The following is a 19,236-nucleotide window of genomic DNA, read 5'->3' as shown; positions in this document are numbered from 1 at the left end:
ATGGCCCTCGACTCGGTTGGACGCGTGACCAAGGTCGAACCGAAACGGCGTACCGGCCTGAGCGGCGTCGTCGCGGACTGGTCCTCGGATCAGCGTTCCTTCAAGAGCGCTTCCTGGGGCAAGGCGATGATGTGGATCTTCCTCGTCAGCGACACTTTCATCTTCAGTTGCTTTCTCATCTCCTACATGACGGTGCGCATGTCGACGACCGTCCCATGGCCGAATCCGAGCGAAATCTTCGCGCTCGACATTGGCGGCCGGAAAATTCCGCTCATACTGATCGCGATCATGACGTTCGTCTTGATCACCAGCTCCGGCACGATGGCGATCGCGGTCAATTGCGCCTATGCGCGGGACCGCCGAAAGGCGGCGCTGATGATGCTGGCGACGGCTTTTTTCGGCGCGACATTCGTCGGCATGCAGGCGTTCGAGTGGACGAAGCTCATTCAGGAAGGGGTGCGCCCCTGGGGCAATCCGTTCGGCGCCGCGCAATTCGGCGCCTCTTTCTTCATGATCACGGGCTTTCACGGCTTCCACGTGTCAATGGGCGTGATCTTTCTTCTCATTATCGCGCGCGCCGTCTGGCGCGGCGATTACGACCGAGGCAAGCCCGGCTTCTTCACGAGCCGGAAGGGCCGGTACGAGATCGTGGAGATCATGGGGCTGTATTGGCACTTCGTGGACTTGGTCTGGGTCTTCATCTTCGCATTCTTCTACCTGTGGTAAGGTCGAGCCCTTCGTGAGGAGCAAGAGATGGAAGCCGCCGAAACCAAGACGCCGGTCACAATCGCCGCGCCGCCCGAAGTCCACGGCCAGCAGCATCCGATCGCGCTTTATCTCCTGGTGTGGGTCTTGCTGTTCGTTTTGAGCGCATGCTCCTATCTCGTCGATTATTTCGATTTCCAGGGCTATCTGAGGTGGGGGCTGATCGTCCTGTTCATGCTGCTGAAGGCGGGGTTGATCGTCGCCGTCTTCATGCATATGGCGTGGGAGCGGCTGGCGCTCGTCGCCGCCATTCTCGTCCCGCCGCTTGCCGTCCTTGTCTTTGTCGCGACGATGGCGCTCGAAGGCGACTACACCAAGTTCACTCGCATGGCCTTCTTCGCTTCGGAGCCGCCGCCGCATATCGAGACGCGTTAGCGCACGACGAGAACCGGACAGGTCGCATGCTTGGTGACCGCGCTGGCGTTTGAGCCAATCAAAAATCGATCCCTGCCGGGCCGATGCGAGCATAAGACGATGAGGTCGCTCTTCCAGCGTTCGGCCTCCTCGAGGATCGTTTGATAAATGGGACCAAACAGCAGCGCCGTGCTGACGCGCGCCGCGGGGCGCTCAATTTCGGCGGCGACCGATGCGAGCTCGCTTTCGAGGCCGCGCCGAATGGTTTCATCGAAATCCCGAGGTAGATAATCGAGGAACTTAATGGGGGTCAGCGATTGCACATTGAGCAGTTTGAGGTCGGCGTCGAAAGCCTTGGCCAGGGCCTCGGCATAGCCAACGCCAAGCGTTGTCATCTGGGGCTCTGCAAGATCGATGGGGACGAGGAGTCTCGTGAGCATAGCCTTGGTTCCCAAGCGGCCGAGCATTTGCCATTCACATATAGGGCTGACTTGCCGCTCAAGGCGTCTTTTTCGGTTCTCGGGATGCGTCTTACTTTCTCAGCGCGCTCTATGCGGGCGGCGCGAACAGCCAGTAGGCGCCCAAACAGGCGATGATCCCGGAGCAAATCTGCACCAGACGCGGGTTTCTTTGTCCGTTGAAAAACTTCCTGTCGATCAGCACAAGCAGCGGAATGACCGCCATCACGACGCCGATCTGGCCAACCTCGACGCCGAGATTGAAGCTCGCCAGCGCCGGCACGATCGCGCGTTGCGGCACGCCCATTTCGATGAGGCCGCTGGCGAAGCCGAAGCCATGGACGAAGCCGAAGAAGAATGTGTCGCGCCAGCGCCCGTCGACCTTGCGCGTAAAGAAGTTTTCGATGGCGACATAAATAATGGAGAGCGCGATCGCCGCCTCTGTCCAGGAACTGGGAATCTCGACCAGTTGAAGGGCCGCCAGCGACAAGGTGATCGAATGCGAGACGGTGAAGGCGGTCACGATCTTGACGACCGGCCAGGCGCGCGACGCCCACAGAACGACCGCGAGCAAAAAGCACAGATGGTCGTACCCCGTCATGATGTGCTCGACGCCGGCCGCAAAGAATTTGGGCGCGAGCCGCCAGGGAGAGAGCAACGGCTTCGAGAGATCGATGAGCGCGTCGCCGGGGTAGATCATCACCTGACCCGGCGCCGGCTCGCTGCCCATTCGTTGCGCTTCGGTCAGCTCCGATTCGTCGCCCTTCTCGCCAATGCTGACGAGATGTTTCGCGCGAGGTCCCTGCGCCTTCAGAAGCTCGAAAGGATTATAGAAAATCGGCCCCGCCACGGCGGCGCAATCCATCCTTAGAACGGCCTTGGAATCATAAGGGTTGGTCGGGTCTTCGCCAACGGAGACGACGGCGCTCGGACAGGTTTGCCCTTGCTCGTTTTGCAGTGCGACGCGCTTCTGGATGAATTCGCCGATCATGGCCTCGATGACGCCCGGCTCGGTGAGATCGACGTCTTTCAGGTCCTTCTTGTTCTCGGCGAACATCCGCTCGATGTCGGCGCCCAGGAAACCGACATCGACGCGATAATGGCCGTTCCCTTCCGGCACGATGCGGCTGCTGGAAATATTGGCCGTATGGGCGCTCGCCGCCGTCGCGAGCAGGAAGATCGCCCAAAGCGCCGCGAGCGCGATTGGCGCGGACCGCACCATCATCGCTAGGACTCCCTTGACGCGCTGGAAAGACGCTCGGTATGCATTATGGTCAGATAGTGCATATCTCAAGCGGAATGACAAGGTTAAGTCCACATCTTGGCGGGACGCTGATAAATTGGTGAGCAGGCGGGGCGGAAAGCGCCGGAAGCAAACTGCGGACTTCTTGTCGAAGGTCGGACTTCATGACGAAAGTGGAATACAGGGACCGGAACAATTTCGTCCGCAAGCAAATCGCGTGTTTCGTCGCGGCCCTTCTGTCGGTCGCAACAGCCGCCGAGCGCGCAACGGCATATTGGAACAGCCTTGCGCCCGGGGAAGCTGAGCGAACGCAGCCGGGCGCCGCACGCGCGATCGAGCTCCGGAGCCCATCGCCGCCGCACAGGCGGGCTCAGAGGCCGATAATTCTGGCGCATGCGATCGTCGTGCGCACGTCTCCGCCGCAAAGCGGAGTCGCCGAAGCGAATATAGGCAAAGTCGACGTCTGGTACGATGCGGGCATTCGTGACGCCTTCGCCGCCCTGGCGGTCGTCAGCGCGTCCGGCGAACGGGTGGATAAGCGCGACGCGGCGATCGACAGCGCCGATCCGGCCCATGTCTCGGTAAGCGTCAACCCGTTGGCAGCGGGCAAATACACCGTGCGCTACCGGGCATTGTCCGCGGACGGCCATCTGGTGAGCGGCGCCTGGGAGTTCGAGGTGCGGCCGTGAATAGCCGGGAGAGAGCAAGGCTTCTCGCCTTGCTCCGTTAAGAAAAGCGTCGAAAGCGCTGTCGAGAGGAAAGGGAAGCCCAAGCGATGAGCCCGACTGGTCGGCTGAACGTGATTTTGTTCACGGGTATCGTTCTACTCGTGGGCGTCAACGGCGTCGTTTTCACTTATGGATGGTGGGGACCGGCCTTCAATCAATATGTCAGCGATTTTTGGAAAGCCCATACGCTGAAACCCGCCGTCAAGGCGGGCGACCGCACGATATCGGAATGCCTGGGCGTGAGCGATTTCTACTCGGTCCACCTTACCACATACTTTCTGGCGGACTCCGCTGAAAGCGCGGGAGGGGCGACGGACGATATGAGCAGATATGACGAATATTGCGACCGGGTTCCGGGAACCGGCAAGGTCATTTTCTCGATCACGCTCATGGAAAAGGAAGCAAGGGGCGAATCCGTCGCGCTCGCATTCTATCAAGAGGAATCGGAGGGCGCTCTCAAGCAGATAAATTCGCTGCCGTCGAAACCCTATCCGAGCGGATTTGCAACTTTGGACGCAATGGTCCCCCACAAAGGAAAATATGTTCTCAAGGTTGCTTTCGGCGAAGCCAGGAACAAGGAAGACACGATCGAGATACCGGTCCTCGTCGGACAATAAGCGGCGGTTCGACGAACGCCCCATGGGAGGTGGAAAAGACCGGCCACTCAGAACGCCGATCGCCTTCGCGTTCGGCGTTTTTGCAGCCACCGCGTAACGCCTGTCGCATAGAGGATGAGAGGCGACAGGCCGATCAGAAGGGCGATCGGACGGCCCAAACCTCCAAAGGCCTCGCCGCTATGAATCGGGAACAGCCATTCGAGAAACGTTTCACCGCCCGAAAAACGGCTCCGGTCCTGTACAGATAAAACCTGGCCGGTATATTGGTCGACGCCGACGTTCCGATAGGTCTTGGTTTGATTCGGCTCGCCGTCCGATTGCTTGCCGACGACGTAAACAGCCTTTGGCGTATTCGGAAAGAGAATCCAGTGAAGCCTGCCGTCGGGGAATATCGTATTCGCGATCGCCGCCGCCTCGCCGGCGCCGATGGGGGAGCGCCCGGAGCCCGGCGTCGATTTCCCGAAATCCGGCTCCGCCCGAACCGGGGAAAATAGATTGGCGACGGAGCGCGTCGCCGGCTTGAAGATCATGGCGACGCCGGTGAACAGCGTGATCAACAGAAAGACGGCGCAATAGACGCCCAGGCTCTTGTGCAAATCATAAACGACCCTCTCGGAGCTTGCGCCCCATTTGACCTTCAAGCCCAATCGCCAATTGCCGTTGGGCGGCCACCAGAGATACAATCCCAGGAGGACGGAGAAGAAAAGCACAATGCCGAGGGCGCCGACGACATAAGCATTGTTGACGCCGAGCAGCAATGTCCAGTGGAAGGTCATGAGAATTGGGACGAGGGGCTGCGACAGCGGATCGTCGCCATGCAGAAAAAGCCGTTGTCCTTTGACTTTCGCCCGATAGGGGTCGACGAATATTTCGTAGACATAGGTGTCGAGATCATCCGTCTCGACGATATAGGTTATCGCCGCCGCTGATCCTGCCTGGCGCGGCATGGTCAGTCTTTCCATCTTGCCGTCCGGCGGCATAGCGGCGGCCGCCGCGGCGACAATCTCGTCGATGGGACGATAGGCGGCGTCTCGCTGCGGCCTTTCCACGCGCATGATGGACGCGTTCAGTTGTTCGTCGATGGTCTCACGGTAGGCCAGGATCGCCCCGCTGAGACCGATCAAGACGAAGACCGCTCCCACGGATAGACCGATGGCGCGATGGATGCGCAGAAACAGCGCGCGCCCGCCGCCGCGCGCCCGCTCAATGCGGGGGATAGACGCCGCATCGGTTTCAGTAACGCTGTCGTTCATCCCGGGACGGCTCTATTTCTTTTTGCGCTTTCGTTCTTCGACGATCGCGAGAACGACGCCGCCGACAATGATCGCGATCCAGGTAGGGCCGATCAAGAGCCAAGTCTGCTCGCTCCACGTGGCGGTCGCCTTGCGGTTAGGCGCGAGAAAATCGACGCTTCGGATGAGTATGATAGAAAATACGTTTTATCATACTTGCCGTCAAGAAACAGCCGGGTAAAGATTCCGGGCGGAGCGGCGTTTGGCCAATCGAAATTTGAAGGCGCGCTAATCGATGGACCGACGCTTGCCTCGCCCGTCGCCTCTCGCTCAGCGAGCGGGGGCGTCGACGCTTATTGAACGATAGTTGGGCACACAGCCCTGTTGGGCGGGTTTCTTGTTTGTAACTTGTTGATTTCTTTGGCGCTCCCAAGGGGATTCGAACCCCTGAAATGGGTGGCGCGGCGCTACATCGGCGGCGAGAAATATATCGTCGAGACCATCGGCGCGGCCGACGATGTCCAGGACGCCGACGGCAAGACGATCCTGAATTTCAACCAGGCGCAGGCTAAGGCGCGCGAACTCTCGCAGCAAATGCGCGGCGCAGCGCCGTCCGCGCCCTTCACTGTCAACCTCGCACTGGACGAATATCTCGCGCGGCTTGAGGCGGAACATTCAAAGAGCCTGGGCGACGCCAGAAACCGCGCCGACAATCTGATCCGGCCGGCGCTTGGCAACCGCTTCGTTCGCGACCTCGACCGCGACGCCATCACGAAATGGCGAAACGACATAGCGAAGCGCCCGCGCCACGTTCGCGGCAAGGCTGGAAAGAAGGCCAGAGCCCTACCGGCGCCGCAGACGGAGGAGGAGAAGCGCCGGAGGCAGGCCAGCGCGAATCGGACGCTCACGACGCTGCGCGCGGCTCTCAATCAGGCGTTCCGCGACGGCAAGGCGGCCTCCGACACGGCCTGGCGCGCGGTGAAGCCCTTCCGGGAAGTCGATGCGGCCCGCGTCCGCTACTTTACGGTCGACGAATCCCGGCGTCTTGTGAACGCTGCGCAAGGCGACTTTCGCCAGCTTGTGAATGCTGCGCTGTTCACCGGTGCGCGCTATGGCGAACTCGCCCGCATGCGCGTTGCCGACTTTAGTCACAACGCCGGGACGCTATTTGTCGCCAAGAGCAAGAGCGGCAAGGCGCGCCATGTCGTTCTCACGGAGGAGGGGCAGGCGTTCTTTCGCCAGCTATCTGCAGGACGCGAGGCGGGAGAGCTCATGTTGGAAAGGGAGGGCGGCAGCGCCTGGGGGCCGTCGCACCAGTTACGGCCGATGAAAGAGGCTTGTTCGGGTGCGAGGATCAAGCCGGCGGCCGGGTTCCATATCCTGCGCCATATCTATGCCTCGCTCCTGGCGATGGCCGGCGCGCCGCTGAATGTCATTGCTCAGAACCTCGGCCATGCCGACACGCGCAGGGACACGCGGCGGACTTGTTGCGCGGCTATCTCGCTTGCGAAAATCCCGACGACATCCGCATGCGACTGAAGATTGCTGCATGGGTCCTAAATATCGATCTCGACGCACTCGGCGAGATGATCATGATTCTCGACATCCGCGCCAAGCCCGAGGCCGTTCACGCCGAGCTGTCGCGGCTCGTCGATCCAATCACGCATGCGCCGCTGACCGATTGGGTTCCGTTCCCGACCGTCATCTCGCAATGGGTTAGGGAGTCTGGCGCCGTCGTGGTCAGCCTCGCCTATGAGGCGCGCGGATACTTCATGCAGAACAGCGTCCCGAGCCCGTTCAGCCCCTCGAGCTTCATCACGATAGTCTGACATAAAGCGCATTAGGTAGACCGGCACGGCGCCGACCTCGCGATCGACGCGCTGAAAAAATTCATGGTCGCTATGTCGCGAGGCGGTGCGGGGAGGGCTTAGGCGCTTATGGACGCATAGAACGCAGCGGGGGCCTTCAGTGTCTCGCCGAGGACCAGCCGCTCTCGATTGGTCACATTAGCTCCGAACATGCGCGGCCCGCTCCAGCTCGTGCAAGGCCGCAAGGACGTGTTTCGTCACCGCTTCCAAATGACCCAATTTCTGCTCTTGGAGAACTTTCTCGAGATGGTCGGCCGCATTTGCCGCATGAGGGCTGATTCTCGCCTCGTCGGCTGCTTCGGTATCCGCCAGCGCGAGATCGGTGTGAAAGGAAAGGACCTGGAAAAGCTTTAACATTTCCTGGGCCATGGGCTCATAGCGCCGCAGCGCCGCAAGCGCTTCGTCGTAAGCTCTTTCAGACTTCGCATAGGCGGCCCGGCGATTTCTCTCGGCGCTTTCAGCCTTTGCCTCCAGCGCCTTTCCCGCGGCGGCGTCATACGCCGCTTGCGAACCTTGTAGCCTGGTTTCTTCGGCGCTGATCGCCGCCGAGGCCGTGCGCTGGCCGCTTTCGCTGCCATGTGCGAGCGACTCCGCAAGCGCACTTTGCGCCTGCGCGAGATTTTCAATCGCTTGCGCCAGGTTAGTGCGCGCCTCCTCCTTAGCCGCTTCAAGAGGGGGTTGTTGCGGCGTATGTAGGGCCGCCCTAATCACATCGCGGATGGCGTCCTTTTTCTCGTCACCCGGCGGCGTTTCAGCCCGATTTAAGAGGTCGAGGAGAAAGGCTGCAGTCTCGCGACTGAGACTGAGGTTCAGAGCGGAATTCTCTTTCATTTCATCGTCTCCGTTCGACCTAGATGGGATGCGGAGACCGAATTGAAACGGCCACGGGTCGGTAGGGCGTTAAGGATTATCAACGCCTTTATGTTGTCGCCTTCTGCAGCCTCACTCCCGGCCCGCCGCCGTTCTCGGGGATGAACTCGACGCCGGCCGCCTCAAGGGCGGCGCGGATATCTGCCAGGGTCCGATCATATGGCTGGCGCTTCTCTGCCTCGAAATCAGCGAGAGCCGCGAGTGATACGCCGGAACGCTCGGCAAGGTCACCGCGCGACCAGTTGAGCAAGGCCCGAGCCGCACGGCTTTGAGACGGAAGAAGCATCTTTTTTTCTGACATTAGATATTTTCACTTGTCTTCCGCTAATCCTCAGTTATTTTATCCAACGTTAGGCCTTCTGCCAACATCAAACAACGCGGAAACAGCCATTTCCGCGAACGCCGGAGGCTTGCCCAATGCTCGCCGCCTTCCTTGTCGCTTCCCCCTGTCTCTTCCTCGCGCTCGTCGGCCTCGCCGTAGAGACGCCGCGCGTTGTCGCCGCCGTCCGCAACGGAGGCCGCCGTGATTGACCCGATCGAACGCCGCCACATCGCAATGCGCATCGCCGCCTTGCTCCCGCCGGATCGTGAAAGCGCCGATTCCATAATCGGCCTTGTCGCCGATCTCCAGGACTGGCTGGACGCGCCCGCGCAGTCGAGACCGTCCGCAGATCACGGCGCCGCGATGGCCCCCGGCGATCTTCTCGAAATGCTGCGCGCCGAGAAGGAGGATAGGCCATGAAGCCAATCTTTCTGACAGAAGAGCCGGCGCGCCGCGGTTTCCTGCGCACCCTGATCACCGCCCCAGCCGCCGCGCTTGCGACGCATCGGCTTATCCTGCCTGGCGAGACGTCGCCTAAAGAACGCGCGCGCCGAGCCTGGGCGGAGTTTTCCGCAGCGATGCGCGAAATGACCGCCGGCGATGACGGATGGGTCATTCTCGGCGCGGGCGAGCGGAAGCCTTTTCGTTACCTTGGGCGGCCTTATACCGCGCCACGAAGGGCAAGACGCGGCCGGTCGATCGCAAGGGCGGTTGGCGCTTCCCGTCGAGATTCCCGCCCGTGATGGTCGCGGCCGAATGAAGGAGGAAGAGATGAGCTACAGGACCCCGATTGATCTCGCCGACCTCAGCCTGCCGGCGCTCATCGCGCGAACCTGGCGCATCAAGGCCGCCCGGATGCTCTACCGTGCGGCGAACGCCATCATGGCGCTCGCCGAGCGTGTCTTGCCCGAGGACCTTCGCCGATGGTGAGACAGCCGTTGCCCGCCCGCTACGACCACGCCGCCATCATGCGGGACGCTCACAAGCGTTTCGCGGACGGGGCGCCGCCTCGGGCTCAAGCGGAGATGGTCGCAGTGTCTGCAGACAGCCTGGGCGGATATCGGCGCTCGCCAACCAATTCTCCAACCTTTATCCACATGAACTGCGTTGGGCGTTTTATGCGACCCAGGGCGTTGCGGCAGTGCTTGTCTTCATCGGCGCGGTTTTATTGGAGGCCGTCGACGAAAATGCTGCTGATGCGCTTAATCGCGCGAATGAGCTTCTTGGCAGTCTTGAAGAACGGGAGAAGGAGATCGAGTCCCTCAGGAATGACTTCAAATGGTTTACTCGTCTTTACGCGACCGCGGGCGCTCTTCGGGACATCGTTGAAAGCGTGATTGTTCACGGGCCGGGCGATGGCGTTAGTCAGAAAAACCGCTTTGGCGCCATGCTCGACGTTGTTCGCTCTTGGAAGCCCGGCCAGGGCCATGTCGGTGCCGCGTTTCAAATGCGGCGTGAGATCGTCGCTGGGGACACCTCAGAGCGAGAAGCTAGGGCGCTTTTTGATTCTCCTGATGCCGGCCGCCACGAGACGGACCGCCGCCACTACCGGTCGATAGCGTCAATACCCATCAGATTGGTCGACGAGCCAATCGTTGGCATTCTTGTGGCCACCAGTGACGTGCCGCAAAGATTCCGTTTACGTCAACCCGACGAGGCGGCCATGGATCCAGTCGAACCTTTAAGAATTCTGGCAAATGCTCTTGCCTTCGCGAGTAAAACAACCGACTTTCACTGTAGGCTGGCCGAGGTCGAGAATCATGAAGCAGAAAAAGAATGACGCATGGCCGACGTCCGATATCGAGACGATCGACCGCAAGATTTCCGAGCGTCTTCAGCGCGTTGCGACTGGTAACGCTACCTCGCAGGAAATTAGCGAGGCAAGCGGCTTGATCCGGGAGCGCGCCGATTTCATGATGCCGGGAATTTTCCGAACCACGACCGCGCTTAAAGGCGTGAAGAAAGCTAGCTAAAGTTCGGCCGCCTGCGGTCACTTGATAATTCCGCAGCATGCCCACCCGCTACACAGGCCCCGCCATGGACCTCGCCAACCTCCGTAGCCTCGGCATGCGCGCGGTGGATGTCGCGGTTCTGCCCGAGGAATTTACGGCTTGAGCGCGAGCCAGAGCGCCCAGGCCGTTTCAGTCGGCAGAGAAGCGACGTTTGCCAACGGTTTGCACTATGAGTGCACTGACGCTGTAGCTGCAAGCTTGGCAGGTCGAAATTGCTGAACGAGAACTGCTAGCTAGCTTTTGCCCGTTTGTCGGCTCTTATGCGAGGCGCCACCACCTTTTTGCCAGCTTCAGCCGCGAGCGCATGGTCTCGGGAAAACGAGCGGTTCGTGGGGTTCACCGATTGCCCGCCCTTTCGGCCGGCCTTTGACGCCAATTGAGCGTCCTGCGAAAGCTGCGCTTCTCGGCCGGCACGCTCTTGCCGCCCTTGCGCGCGATCTCGCGCTGCCGCGCGGGATCCATGCTCGCGAATCCCCGCTTGCTCTTCTTGGGCTCATCCATGATCCGCTGCCCCGATCATACCAAAATAGCCAAGCTAAAACGTATGGTTATGATTCGAGCAAGCGTGGCTGTTGGCGGGTGGCGCCGCGGCGCCAAGCATCGCGGACAGCGCTCGCGCATGGACCTTGCCGCGCAGCTTCGGCGCACTGGCAGGGCCCGGCGCTCCTGCTAGGGCCTGTGGACACGCGAGCGATAGGCCCGATATCAGTCCTGCAGTTCGAAAGATGGTGGCGGAGATGGAACGCTCAATGATTGACGTGTATCTCGCGCAAGCCGAGCGGCATATCGCAACCGGTGAAAAGGCTATAAAAGCCCAACGCTTGCTGGTCTTAAAAATTGGAAATGGCGGCCGCGACGCCTTGCGCGCCAGAAGGTTGCTTGCCCAGTACGAGGAAATCCAGCAATTGCAAATCGCAGCTCGCGATCGGCTGCGCGAGGAGCTGCTCAAGAGTTGCGGAGGCTCGATAACGTCAGTGACGCCCAAACGTCCGCCATCAAAAAGCAATTCCTATAAGTTGCGTGTTTGTTCGACATTCGTGCATGCCGTGCAATAAGTCCCCGCCGGAGCATCAGAATTATCACGTTCCGGAAGCGTTCTCTTTAGGCTCGCCGTTTTGGGCGAGCGAGACGAGGTGAAGTTGGGAGTGGCCGGGGCGCTTGACTGCGCATTGCTGCGTCATTCCCCACACCCGCATATTGGACAAATCTTGGACAAAAGCCGATTTTGAGGCTTGCCGATTTGTGCGCAAGTCATTGATTTTAAAGGTGGCGCGCCCAAGGGGATTCGAACCCCTGTTTTCGCCGTGAAAGGGCGACGTCCTAGGCCTCTAGACGATGGGCGCGGGGCTTGCGTCGCCGATCGCGGCGCAGGCGAGGGCTGTATAGAGGGGCGCGGGGCGCAAGACAAGTCTCCGGGCGTGCTTTCCTGCGAGCGCCGGCGCGGCCTCATATGTTCAGACGCCCCACTTCAATGCTTCATAAGCGTGCAGCGCGATGCGCGTCGCGTAGATGCCGACCAGCGCGAAACCGAAGGCTTTCACGGTGATCCACAGATAGGCTTCTATGTCCGGGTGCATGACCAAGGCCTTTCGTCTCAGTTCAATGCCCCTTGGGCTCCCTTCCTTTCGCCGCTTGAATAGGCACGCAAGCAAAGAGCGTGCCGTCACTCGCTCGCGGTTGTCGTCCGCCCCATGGAAATCTGCCGGCGCGCCTGTTACAGGGCTTGCGGCCATGCTTACCATCAACGATCTCACTTACCGGCTCGGCGGCCGGCTCATCTTCGATCATGCGGGCGTGTTTCTGCCGGGCCGCTCGCGCGCGGGCTTCGTCGGGCGCAACGGCGCGGGCAAGACGACGCTCTTCCGTCTCATCGCCGGGGAGATTGCCGCCGAATCGGGCAATATCGCACTGCCCGCGCGCACGCGGCTCGGAAGGGTGGAGCAGGAGGCGCCGGGCGGGCCGACGAAGCTCATCGACTTCGTGCTGGCGGCGGACGCCGAGCGCGCCGACCTGCTGGCGCGCGCCGAGACGGCGCAGGACGCTCACGACATCGCCGAGATTCAGACGCGGCTCGCCGATATCGACGCCCATTCCGCGCCGGCGCGCGCCGCGGCGATCCTGCACGGCCTCGGCTTCGACGCCGAGGCCCAGCAGCGGCCGCTGTCGGAATTCTCCGGCGGCTGGCGCATGCGCGTCGCGCTGGCGGCGGTGCTGTTCTCCGCGCCCGATCTGCTGCTGCTCGACGAGCCGACCAACTATCTCGATCTCGAAGGCGCGCTCTGGCTCGTGGATTATCTCGCCCGCTACCCCGCGAGCGTGATCGTCATCAGCCATGACCGCGACCTCCTCGACGACGTCGCCACGCATATTCTGCATCTCGAACGCGGCAAGCTGACGCTCTACAAAGGCGACTACACTTCCTTCGAGAAGCAGCGGCGCGAGGCGGCGCTGCTCGCGGCCAAGGGCGCCAAAAAGCAGGAGGAGCGGCGCAAGCATTTGCAGGCTTTCGTCGACCGCTTCCGGGCCAAGGCGACCAAGGCGCGCCAGGCGCAGTCGCGCCTCAAAATGCTGGAGAAGATGGAGCCGGTCGCGGCCATCGTCGAGGACGGCGTTCTGCCGATCCATCTGCCTTCGCCCGAGAAGCCGCTCTCGCCGCCGATCATCTCGCTCGACAAGGCGAGCGTGGGCTATCGCGAGCGCGTGGTGCTGTCGCGCCTGACGCTTTCCATCTCCAATGACGATCGCATCGGCTTGCTTGGCGCCAATGGCAACGGCAAATCGACCTTCGCGAAGCTCCTGGGCGGGCGGCTCGAGCCCATGGCCGGCAAAATGGTGCGCGCGGCGAAGCTGGAAGCCGGCTTCTTCGCCCAGCATCAGGTGGACGACCTCAACGAGAACGACACGCCCTATCTCGTCTTCTCGCGGCTGATGCCCGACGCCCCGGAAGCGCGCGTGCGGGCAAGAGCGGCGCAGGCGGGATTTTCCGGCGCGCGTGCGGATACGAAGGTCGCGCATCTCTCGGGCGGCGAGAAGGCGCGGCTGCTCATGGGCGTGACGTCCTTCAACGCGCCGCATCTTCTCATTCTCGACGAGCCGACGAACCATCTCGACATTGACAGCCGCGCCGCGCTGATCGAGTCCATCAACGAATATGAGGGCGCCGTCGTGCTCGTCTCGCATGACCGTTATCTGCTCGAGGCTTGCGCCGACCGGCTATGGCTCGTGGATCAGGGCGCGGTGAAGCCCTTCGACGGCGATATGGATGAATACGCCAGGCTCGTTCTGTCGAGGACGAAAACGGAGGAGCCGAAGCGCGAGGCGCCGCCTTCGCTCGCGCCGGAGACGGCGCCGAAGCGGAGGGATGCGGGCTTCTACCGCCGCAAGCTCGCCGAAGCCGAAGCAAAGGTCGAGAAATTCGCGCAGCTCCTCGCGCGGGTGGACGAGGCGCTCGCCGCCCCGGACGCCTTCTCCCGCAATCCGCAGGAGGCCGCCAAGTTGGCGGCGCAGCGGGAGGAGCTGGCGAAGGCGCTGGCCGTCGCCGAGGAGCAGTGGCTGGAACTCGCGGCGGAGGTGGAGGGGTAGCCTTCATCCGACCGTCTTCGGCGAGGAGGAAAAGGAGTCGCCCGCCCGACTGAAGCAATAAATTGTAACTCGAACATGCCGGCTTTTTCCTTCTCCCGCCTGCGGGAGAAGGTGGCCCTCGCGTCAGCGAGGGTCGGATGAGGGCGCTCGCAGCCACTTGGCCAGATCATTGAGGGCCGCCCCGCCGATCACCCGTTCATTATCCAGCCGCAAGACCTGCCAGCCATTTGTCTCGAACCAGGCGTCCCGCCGGGATCATGGACCTGCTGCTCTGGCTCCTCATGCGGCCGGCCGTCAAGTTCGATGACGATCCGGCGCTCAATGCAGGCGAAGTCCGCGATATAGGCCCGACCGGAACCTGCCGTCGGAACTTCATTCCCTCGAAGCCGCGCCCGCGCAGGCAGCGCCACAGCATCTCCTCGGCGACTGTCATGTTGCGGCGGAGTTGGCGGGCTTGGGTGAAGCGGGCTCTTGGCGTGCCGTCGCGCATGAGTTTCGCTTTCATCCGACCGCCTTCGGCGGCCACCTTCTCCCGCTCGCGGGAGAAGGAGTCGATCGCCGCGCGCGCGAATCGCTAATCACTATACATATAGCTCGAACATGGCGGTTACCCCTTCTCCCGCCTGCGGGAGAAGGTGGCCCTCGCGTCAGCGAGGGTCGGATGAGGGCTACCCTTCCAAATCCGCGAACTCCCGGCGCCGCTTCAGATAAGCCGCCACGAAAGAGCAGGTCGCCCGCACCTTCAGCCCGCGCTCGCGGGCGGCGAGCAGGGCGCCGTGGATCAGCTTCGAGGCCGCCCCGCGCCCCCGCAGCGCCGGGGGCGTTTCGGTGTGGGTGAAGGTCATCACCCGGCCTTCCAGCATATATTCCGCAAGCGCCAGCGACCCGTCAATTTCCAGTTCAAAGCGGTTTTTCGCGGGGTTGTGGCGCACTTCCTGATCCATGCGATCCTCCTGATCCGCCCCCGACGTGGCTCCCCGGCGGCGGAAAGGGAAGGGCGGCCCTCCCACAGCTTGCCTTTTCCCGCGCCCCGCGCTTCAACCGCCCGCGCGCCGTCGCTATGCTCGGCGTCCTCGAATCGAGAATGGAACACCCATGCGCCTGTCCCGTTACTTCCTGCCCATCCTGCGCGAGACGCCCAAAGAGGCCGAGATCGTCTCGCACCGGCTGATGCTGCGGGCGGGCATGATCCGGCAGGAATCGGCCGGCATCTACGCCTGGCTGCCGCTGGGGCTGAAGGTTCTCAACAATATCACCCGCATCATCCGCGAGGAGCAGAACCGGGCGGGCGCCATTGAGTGCCTCATGCCCGTGATCCAGTCGGCGGATCTCTGGCGCGAATCCGGCCGCTACGACGCCTATGGCAAGGAGATGCTGCGCATCCAGGACCGCCATGAGCGCGAAATGCTCTTCGGCCCGACCAATGAGGAGATGATAACGGAGATTTTCCGCGCTTATGTGCGCTCTTACAAGGATCTGCCGCTCAATCTCTACCACATTCAATGGAAGTTTCGCGACGAGGTGCGCCCGCGCTTCGGCGTCATGCGCTCGCGCGAGTTCCTCATGAAGGACGCCTATTCCTTCGACCTCACCGCCGAGGGCAGCCGTCACTCCTACAACAAGATGTTCGCGGCTTATCTCCGCACCTTCGCGCGCATGGGGCTCACGGCGATTCCGATGGCCGCCGACACCGGCCCCATTGGCGGCAATCTTTCCCACGAATTCATCATTCTCGCCGACACGGGCGAGAGCGAGGTTTACTGCCACAAGGATTTCCTCTCCTTCGCGCCGCCTTCAGCCGACGTCGATTTCGACGACGTCGCGGCGCTTCAGGGCATTTTCGACAAATGGACGAGCCGCTACGCCGCGACGAGCGAGATGCATGACGCGGCCGCCTTCGCGGCCGTGCCGGACGACGCCAAGGTCTCGGCGCGCGGCATCGAGGTCGGCCATATTTTCTACTTCGGAACCAAATATTCGGAGCCCATGAAGGCCGTGGTGAACGGTCCGGACGGCAAGGAGGTCGTCGTGCAGATGGGTTCCTACGGCATCGGCCCCTCGCGTCTCGTCGCCGCCATCATCGAGGCGGGCCATGACGAGGCGGGCATCGTCTGGCCGGAGACGGTCGCGCCCTTCCATGTCGGCGTGGCGGACCTTAAGGTCGGCGACGCGGCGACGGGCAAGGTCTGCGGCGAGCTCGTCGAGCAGTTCGAAAACGCCGGGCTGGAAGTTCTTCACGACGATCGGGACGAGCGGCCGGGCGCGAAATTCGCGACGCTCGATCTGATCGGCCTGCCCTGGCAGATACTCGTCGGGCCGAAGGGCCTGGCCGAGGGCAGGGTGGAAGTGAAGCGCCGCAAGACCGGCGAGCGCGAGACGCTCGCCCCGGCGGACGCCGTGGCCCGCATCGTCGAGGCGGTGAAGGGCGCGCGCAATTGACGGGCCCTTTGAAACAAGGGCGTCGGAGGCGGCGCCTCGCTCCTTCTCCGCGTTTCGCGGGGAGAGGGAGCGAACCCGGATGCTTCCGGCATGAGAAGGCGCGCGCATGAGCGATACGGCGGAGTCGGCAAAAAGCTCGGGCGGCGCCTTCTCGCCCTTTGAGTGGATGGTGGCGCTGCGCTATGTCCGCGCGCGCCGCGCCGACGGCTTCGTTTCCGTCATTGCGGGCTTCTCCTTCCTCGGCATCATGCTCGGCGTCGCGACCCTGATTGTCGTCACCTCGGTGATGAACGGCTTTCATCGCGAGCTGATGGACAAGATCATGGGCGTCAACGGCCACGCCTTTCTGCAGGCCGTGGAGACGCCCTTCACGGATTGGGACGACGTCTCCGCCAGGACGGAAAAAGTGTCGGGCGTGAAGCTCGCCATCCCCATGGTCGAAGGGGCGGCGGGCATTTCCACCCAATTCGGCCAATCGGGCGTGCTCGTGCGCGGCGTGCGGGAGAAGGATCTCGTGCGCCTGCCGGGCATTGCGGGCAATGTGAAGATCGGCGCGCTCGCCGGCTTCGACAAAGGGGAGGGCGTCGCCATTGGCCAGCGCCTCGCCGAGACGCTCGGCGTCACGGTCGGCGACAAGGTCAGCCTTCTCATCGCCAAGGGCGCCCAGACGCCCTTCGGCGTCGCGCCGCGCATCAAGGCCTATGCGGTCTCGGCGATCTTCTCGATCGGCATGTCGGAATTCGACAATGTCTTCGTCTATATGCCGCTCGCCGAGGCGCAGAGCTTCTTCAACAAGGAGAAGGAGGCGACGGTCGTCGAGATCTTCGTCGAGGACCCCGAGCAGATGGACCTTTTCCGCGCGCGTTTCGAGAAGGCGGTCACCCGGCCGGTGATCATCACGGATTGGCGCCAGCGCAACAAGACCTTCTTCGACACGCTTCAGGTCGAGAAGAACATCCTCTTCATCATCCTGACGCTCATCGTCATCGTCGCGGCCTTCAACATCATTTCGGGCCTGACGATGCTGGTGAAGGACAAGACGCAGGACATCGCCATCCTGCGCACCATGGGCGCCTCGCGCGGCGCGGTGCTGCGCGTCTTCCTCATCATCGGCGCCTCGATCGGCGTCGTCGGCACGATTGCGGGCTTCCTCCTCGGCCTGCTCATCGCCGAGAATCTCGACACGATCCGCGTCTTCCTGAACAAGGCCTTCGACGCCAATCTGTTTCCGGCGGAATTCTATTTCCTGTCGCGGCTGCCTGCGATCGTCGACACGCGGGAGGTGACGGTGATCGTCGTCATGACCCTCGTCATCGCCGTGCTCGCCTCGATCTTCCCCGCCTGGAAGGCCGCTTCGCTCGACCCGATCGAGGCGCTAAGGCACGAGTGAGCGCAAGAAAGTGAAGGCATGAGCGACGCCGTTCTCGAATTGCGCAATATTGCGCGCCATTATCGCGAGGGCGCGGCGCGCCTCGATATTCTCGTGGACATCAATCTGTCGATCTATCCGGGAGAAACGGTGGCGCTGGTCGCGCCGTCAGGAGCCGGAAAGTCGACGCTCCTGCACATCGCCGGCCTGCTGGAGCGCGCCGACGCCGGCGAGACTCTGATCAATTCCGCCCCGACCTCGCGGATGAGCGATTCCGAGCGCACTAATCTGCGCCGCGCGACGATCGGCTTCATCTATCAGTTCCATCATCTGCTGCCGGAATTCTCGGCGCTGGAGAACATCGCGCTTCCGCAGATGATCAACGGCCTCGACCGCAAGGAGGCTCAGCGCCGGGCGCAGCAATTGCTGGACTATTTGCGGCTCGGCGCCCGCGCGTCGCATCGGCCGTCGGAACTGTCGGGCGGCGAGCAGCAGCGGGTCGCCATCGCCCGCGCCGTCGCCAACGCGCCGCATCTGCTGCTCGCCGACGAGCCGACCGGCAATCTCGATCCGCGCACGGCGGACCATGTTTTCGCGACGCTGATGACGCTCGCCCGCCAGTCGGGCCTCGCCGCGCTCATCGCCACGCATAATCTCGAGCTCGCCGAACAGATGGACCGCCGCGTCACGCTGCGCGACGGCCGTATCGAGGAGCTTCCCTGACGGAAAAGGAAGAAGCCGGGCGAGCCCGGCTTCAAGCGAAACCGGCGCCGGCTCAGCCGGCGCCGGGAAGGCCCTTGATCAGGCGGCCTTCTTCTTGTCGATGAACTGGTTCTTATACCAGAGGCCGAAGCCGACGGTCGCCAGCACGCCGAAGAAGATGGCGATGGTCATGTCCTTGCCGGCGGTGAGGCCGACCGAGAAGGGGAAACGGGCGATATATTCTTTAGATCCGTCGTCGCTGCGCGCCTTCACGATGCCGATATATTTGCCCTCGTTCGCAAAGTTGTGATCGAAGGTCAGCGTGCCCGTCTTGTACTTCTTCGGGGCTGAATAATACTCGGTGTTCGCTTCCAGATTCTCGTTGTCGTCCTTCTGGCCGACGTCGCGCAGCACGCGCATTTCGAGATTCATGTCGCGCAGCTCGTCCTGCTGGGCGTCGAGCGTGATGATCGTCGGACCGGCGTCCGGAATGTCGTCGCAGAACTGCTCGCGGGATTTGAGGGGCTGGTAGCCCGTGAAACTCATCGTGTCCGGCCCGATCTTCATCAGGCACTGGCCCTGGTTGGAGCCGACGTCGCCGTGAGCGTGCGCCTGCGCCACCCAACCGACCGTCGCCAGCGTCATGGCGACGAGAAAGCGCATCTTCATCCTGTT

General features: G+C 62.3%; 25 protein-coding genes, 1 tRNA gene and 2 pseudogenes. 17 read left to right on the top strand and 11 right to left on the bottom strand.

Annotated elements, in window-relative coordinates:
- Both ACV7JP_RS01145 and ACV7JP_RS01140 read left to right on the top strand, forming a co-directional pair.
- Entirely contained in the window at nucleotides 1-726 is a 726-nt protein-coding gene (locus tag ACV7JP_RS01145; protein WP_457797451.1) for a heme-copper oxidase subunit III family protein, read from the top strand.
- Nucleotides 727-753: 27 nt separating this feature from the next.
- Nucleotides 754-1,140, top strand: coding sequence for a cytochrome C oxidase subunit IV family protein (locus tag ACV7JP_RS01140; protein WP_457797450.1), 387 nt, complete (start codon nucleotides 754-756; stop codon nucleotides 1,138-1,140).
- Here ACV7JP_RS01140 and ACV7JP_RS01135 read toward each other — a convergent pair.
- Both ACV7JP_RS01135 and ACV7JP_RS01130 read right to left on the bottom strand, forming a co-directional pair.
- Nucleotides 1,137-1,586 (bottom strand): universal stress protein, encoded by a 450-nt coding sequence (locus ACV7JP_RS01135; RefSeq protein WP_457797449.1) that lies wholly within the window; start codon nucleotides 1,584-1,586, stop codon nucleotides 1,137-1,139. The two genes, ACV7JP_RS01140 and ACV7JP_RS01135, sit on opposite strands and share 4 nt — an antisense overlap.
- Nucleotides 1,587-1,668: 82 nt before the next feature.
- Entirely contained in the window at nucleotides 1,669-2,799 is a 1,131-nt protein-coding gene (locus ACV7JP_RS01130; RefSeq protein WP_457799008.1) for a HupE/UreJ family protein, read from the bottom strand.
- Nucleotides 2,800-2,984: 185 nt separating this feature from the next.
- On the opposite strand from ACV7JP_RS01130, the gene ACV7JP_RS01125 reads away from it, so the two are divergent.
- Together ACV7JP_RS01125 and ACV7JP_RS01120 are read left to right on the top strand one after the other, a co-directional pair.
- The gene (locus tag ACV7JP_RS01125) at nucleotides 2,985-3,509 is read left to right on the top strand and encodes a copper resistance CopC family protein (RefSeq protein WP_457797448.1); all 525 of its coding nucleotides are present in this window, start codon (nucleotides 2,985-2,987) and stop codon (nucleotides 3,507-3,509) included.
- An 86-nt stretch (nucleotides 3,510-3,595) separates the two neighbouring features.
- A complete protein-coding gene (locus ACV7JP_RS01120) occupies nucleotides 3,596-4,165 on the top strand; it encodes a hypothetical protein (protein ID WP_457797447.1) in 570 nt (189 codons plus the stop codon).
- 47 nt (nucleotides 4,166-4,212) lie between these two features.
- On the opposite strand, the gene ACV7JP_RS01115 is transcribed toward ACV7JP_RS01120, so the two are convergent.
- Nucleotides 4,213-5,289: a PepSY-associated TM helix domain-containing protein gene (locus tag ACV7JP_RS01115; RefSeq protein ID WP_457797446.1), complete on the bottom strand. Its 1,077-nt coding sequence runs from the start codon at nucleotides 5,287-5,289 to the stop codon at nucleotides 4,213-4,215.
- A 36-nt stretch (nucleotides 5,290-5,325) separates the two neighbouring features.
- Here ACV7JP_RS01115 and ACV7JP_RS01110 point away from each other — a divergent pair, with 36 nt between their 5' ends.
- Genes ACV7JP_RS01110 through ACV7JP_RS01100 form a run of 3 tightly spaced genes read left to right on the top strand, consistent with a single transcriptional unit; the run spans nucleotide 5,326 to nucleotide 7,226 of the window.
- A complete protein-coding gene (locus ACV7JP_RS01110; protein WP_457797445.1) occupies nucleotides 5,326-5,757 on the top strand; it encodes a hypothetical protein in 432 nt (143 codons plus the stop codon).
- A 24-nt stretch (nucleotides 5,758-5,781) separates the two neighbouring features.
- Nucleotides 5,782-6,936 (top strand): tyrosine-type recombinase/integrase, encoded by a 1,155-nt coding sequence (locus tag ACV7JP_RS01105; protein WP_457797444.1) that lies wholly within the window; start codon nucleotides 5,782-5,784, stop codon nucleotides 6,934-6,936.
- Nucleotides 6,927-7,226 (top strand): hypothetical protein, encoded by a 300-nt coding sequence (locus tag ACV7JP_RS01100; RefSeq protein WP_457797443.1) that lies wholly within the window; start codon nucleotides 6,927-6,929, stop codon nucleotides 7,224-7,226. The genes ACV7JP_RS01105 and ACV7JP_RS01100 overlap by 10 nt, the downstream gene beginning before the upstream one ends.
- A 177-nt stretch (nucleotides 7,227-7,403) precedes the next feature.
- Here ACV7JP_RS01100 and ACV7JP_RS01095 read toward each other — a convergent pair whose 3' ends face one another.
- Both ACV7JP_RS01095 and ACV7JP_RS01090 read right to left on the bottom strand, forming a co-directional pair.
- A complete protein-coding gene (locus ACV7JP_RS01095) occupies nucleotides 7,404-8,096 on the bottom strand; it encodes a hypothetical protein (RefSeq protein ID WP_457797442.1) in 693 nt (230 codons plus the stop codon).
- An 88-nt stretch (nucleotides 8,097-8,184) separates the two neighbouring features.
- On the bottom strand, nucleotides 8,185-8,436 hold the full coding sequence (locus tag ACV7JP_RS01090; RefSeq protein WP_457797441.1) for a helix-turn-helix domain-containing protein: 252 nt from the start codon (nucleotides 8,434-8,436) through the stop codon (nucleotides 8,185-8,187).
- 222 nt (nucleotides 8,437-8,658) lie between these two features.
- Here ACV7JP_RS01090 and ACV7JP_RS01085 point away from each other — a divergent pair, with 222 nt between their 5' ends.
- The 5 genes from ACV7JP_RS01085 (at nucleotide 8,659) to ACV7JP_RS01065 (ending at nucleotide 10,430) form a co-directional block, all read left to right on the top strand.
- Nucleotides 8,659-8,877 carry a hypothetical protein gene (locus ACV7JP_RS01085; protein ID WP_457797440.1) on the top strand — a complete coding sequence of 73 codons (219 nt, stop codon included), beginning with the start codon at nucleotides 8,659-8,661 and terminating at the stop codon, nucleotides 8,875-8,877.
- Nucleotides 8,874-9,200: a hypothetical protein gene (locus ACV7JP_RS01080; RefSeq protein ID WP_457797439.1), complete on the top strand. Its 327-nt coding sequence runs from the start codon at nucleotides 8,874-8,876 to the stop codon at nucleotides 9,198-9,200. Before ACV7JP_RS01085 ends, ACV7JP_RS01080 begins: the two co-directional genes overlap by 4 nt.
- A gap of 28 nt (nucleotides 9,201-9,228) precedes the next feature.
- The gene (locus tag ACV7JP_RS01075) at nucleotides 9,229-9,387 is read left to right on the top strand and encodes a hypothetical protein (protein WP_457797438.1); all 159 of its coding nucleotides are present in this window, start codon (nucleotides 9,229-9,231) and stop codon (nucleotides 9,385-9,387) included.
- 211 nt (nucleotides 9,388-9,598) lie between these two features.
- A complete protein-coding gene (locus ACV7JP_RS01070) occupies nucleotides 9,599-10,237 on the top strand; it encodes a hypothetical protein (RefSeq protein WP_457797437.1) in 639 nt (212 codons plus the stop codon).
- Complete coding sequence (locus ACV7JP_RS01065) at nucleotides 10,218-10,430, top strand: hypothetical protein (protein WP_457797436.1); 213 nt, start codon at nucleotides 10,218-10,220, stop codon at nucleotides 10,428-10,430. Before ACV7JP_RS01070 ends, ACV7JP_RS01065 begins: the two co-directional genes overlap by 20 nt.
- Before the next feature lie 272 nt (nucleotides 10,431-10,702).
- Here the strand turns inward: ACV7JP_RS01065 and ACV7JP_RS01060 are convergent.
- A pseudogene (locus ACV7JP_RS01060) lies at nucleotides 10,703-10,970 on the bottom strand (con-10 family general stress protein).
- Nucleotides 10,971-11,218: 248 nt separating this feature from the next.
- On the opposite strand from ACV7JP_RS01060, the gene ACV7JP_RS01055 reads away from it, so the two are divergent.
- Nucleotides 11,219-11,524: a hypothetical protein gene (locus ACV7JP_RS01055; protein WP_457797435.1), complete on the top strand. Its 306-nt coding sequence runs from the start codon at nucleotides 11,219-11,221 to the stop codon at nucleotides 11,522-11,524.
- 212 nt (nucleotides 11,525-11,736) lie between these two features.
- Here ACV7JP_RS01055 and ACV7JP_RS01050 read toward each other — a convergent pair.
- Both ACV7JP_RS01050 and ACV7JP_RS01045 read right to left on the bottom strand, forming a co-directional pair.
- A tRNA-Glu gene (locus tag ACV7JP_RS01050) sits at nucleotides 11,737-11,812 on the bottom strand.
- A 111-nt stretch (nucleotides 11,813-11,923) separates the two neighbouring features.
- Nucleotides 11,924-12,052 carry a hypothetical protein gene (locus ACV7JP_RS01045; RefSeq protein ID WP_457797434.1) on the bottom strand — a complete coding sequence of 43 codons (129 nt, stop codon included), beginning with the start codon at nucleotides 12,050-12,052 and terminating at the stop codon, nucleotides 11,924-11,926.
- A 148-nt stretch (nucleotides 12,053-12,200) separates the two neighbouring features.
- Between ACV7JP_RS01045 and ACV7JP_RS01040 the strand changes: the two genes are divergently transcribed.
- Entirely contained in the window at nucleotides 12,201-14,051 is a 1,851-nt protein-coding gene (locus ACV7JP_RS01040) for an ABC-F family ATP-binding cassette domain-containing protein (protein WP_457797433.1), read from the top strand.
- 188 nt (nucleotides 14,052-14,239) lie between these two features.
- On the opposite strand, the pseudogene ACV7JP_RS01035 reads toward ACV7JP_RS01040, so the two are convergent.
- Nucleotides 14,240-14,466 (bottom strand): annotated as a pseudogene (locus ACV7JP_RS01035) (endonuclease domain-containing protein).
- Between the two features lie 253 nt (nucleotides 14,467-14,719).
- Nucleotides 14,720-14,995, bottom strand: a complete 276-nt coding sequence (locus tag ACV7JP_RS01030) for a GNAT family N-acetyltransferase (protein ID WP_457797432.1) — start codon at nucleotides 14,993-14,995, stop codon at nucleotides 14,720-14,722.
- Nucleotides 14,996-15,146: 151 nt separating this feature from the next.
- Here ACV7JP_RS01030 and proS point away from each other — a divergent pair, with 151 nt between their 5' ends.
- The 3 genes from proS (at nucleotide 15,147) to ACV7JP_RS01015 (ending at nucleotide 18,582) form a co-directional block, all read left to right on the top strand.
- Nucleotides 15,147-16,490, top strand: coding sequence for a proline--tRNA ligase (proS, locus tag ACV7JP_RS01025; protein ID WP_457797431.1), 1,344 nt, complete (start codon nucleotides 15,147-15,149; stop codon nucleotides 16,488-16,490).
- 106 nt (nucleotides 16,491-16,596) lie between these two features.
- Nucleotides 16,597-17,880: a lipoprotein-releasing ABC transporter permease subunit gene (locus ACV7JP_RS01020; protein ID WP_457797430.1), complete on the top strand. Its 1,284-nt coding sequence runs from the start codon at nucleotides 16,597-16,599 to the stop codon at nucleotides 17,878-17,880.
- Nucleotides 17,881-17,898: 18 nt separating this feature from the next.
- Complete coding sequence (locus ACV7JP_RS01015) at nucleotides 17,899-18,582, top strand: ABC transporter ATP-binding protein (protein ID WP_457797429.1); 684 nt, start codon at nucleotides 17,899-17,901, stop codon at nucleotides 18,580-18,582.
- A 78-nt stretch (nucleotides 18,583-18,660) separates the two neighbouring features.
- Here ACV7JP_RS01015 and ACV7JP_RS01010 read toward each other — a convergent pair whose 3' ends face one another.
- Complete coding sequence (locus ACV7JP_RS01010; protein WP_457797428.1) at nucleotides 18,661-19,230, bottom strand: hypothetical protein; 570 nt, start codon at nucleotides 19,228-19,230, stop codon at nucleotides 18,661-18,663.
- Between the last annotated feature and the right edge of the window lie 6 nt (nucleotides 19,231-19,236).

It is taken from the genome of Methylocystis sp. S23, assembly GCF_054106005.1.
This window is presented reverse-complemented; position numbering and strand designations above follow the sequence as displayed.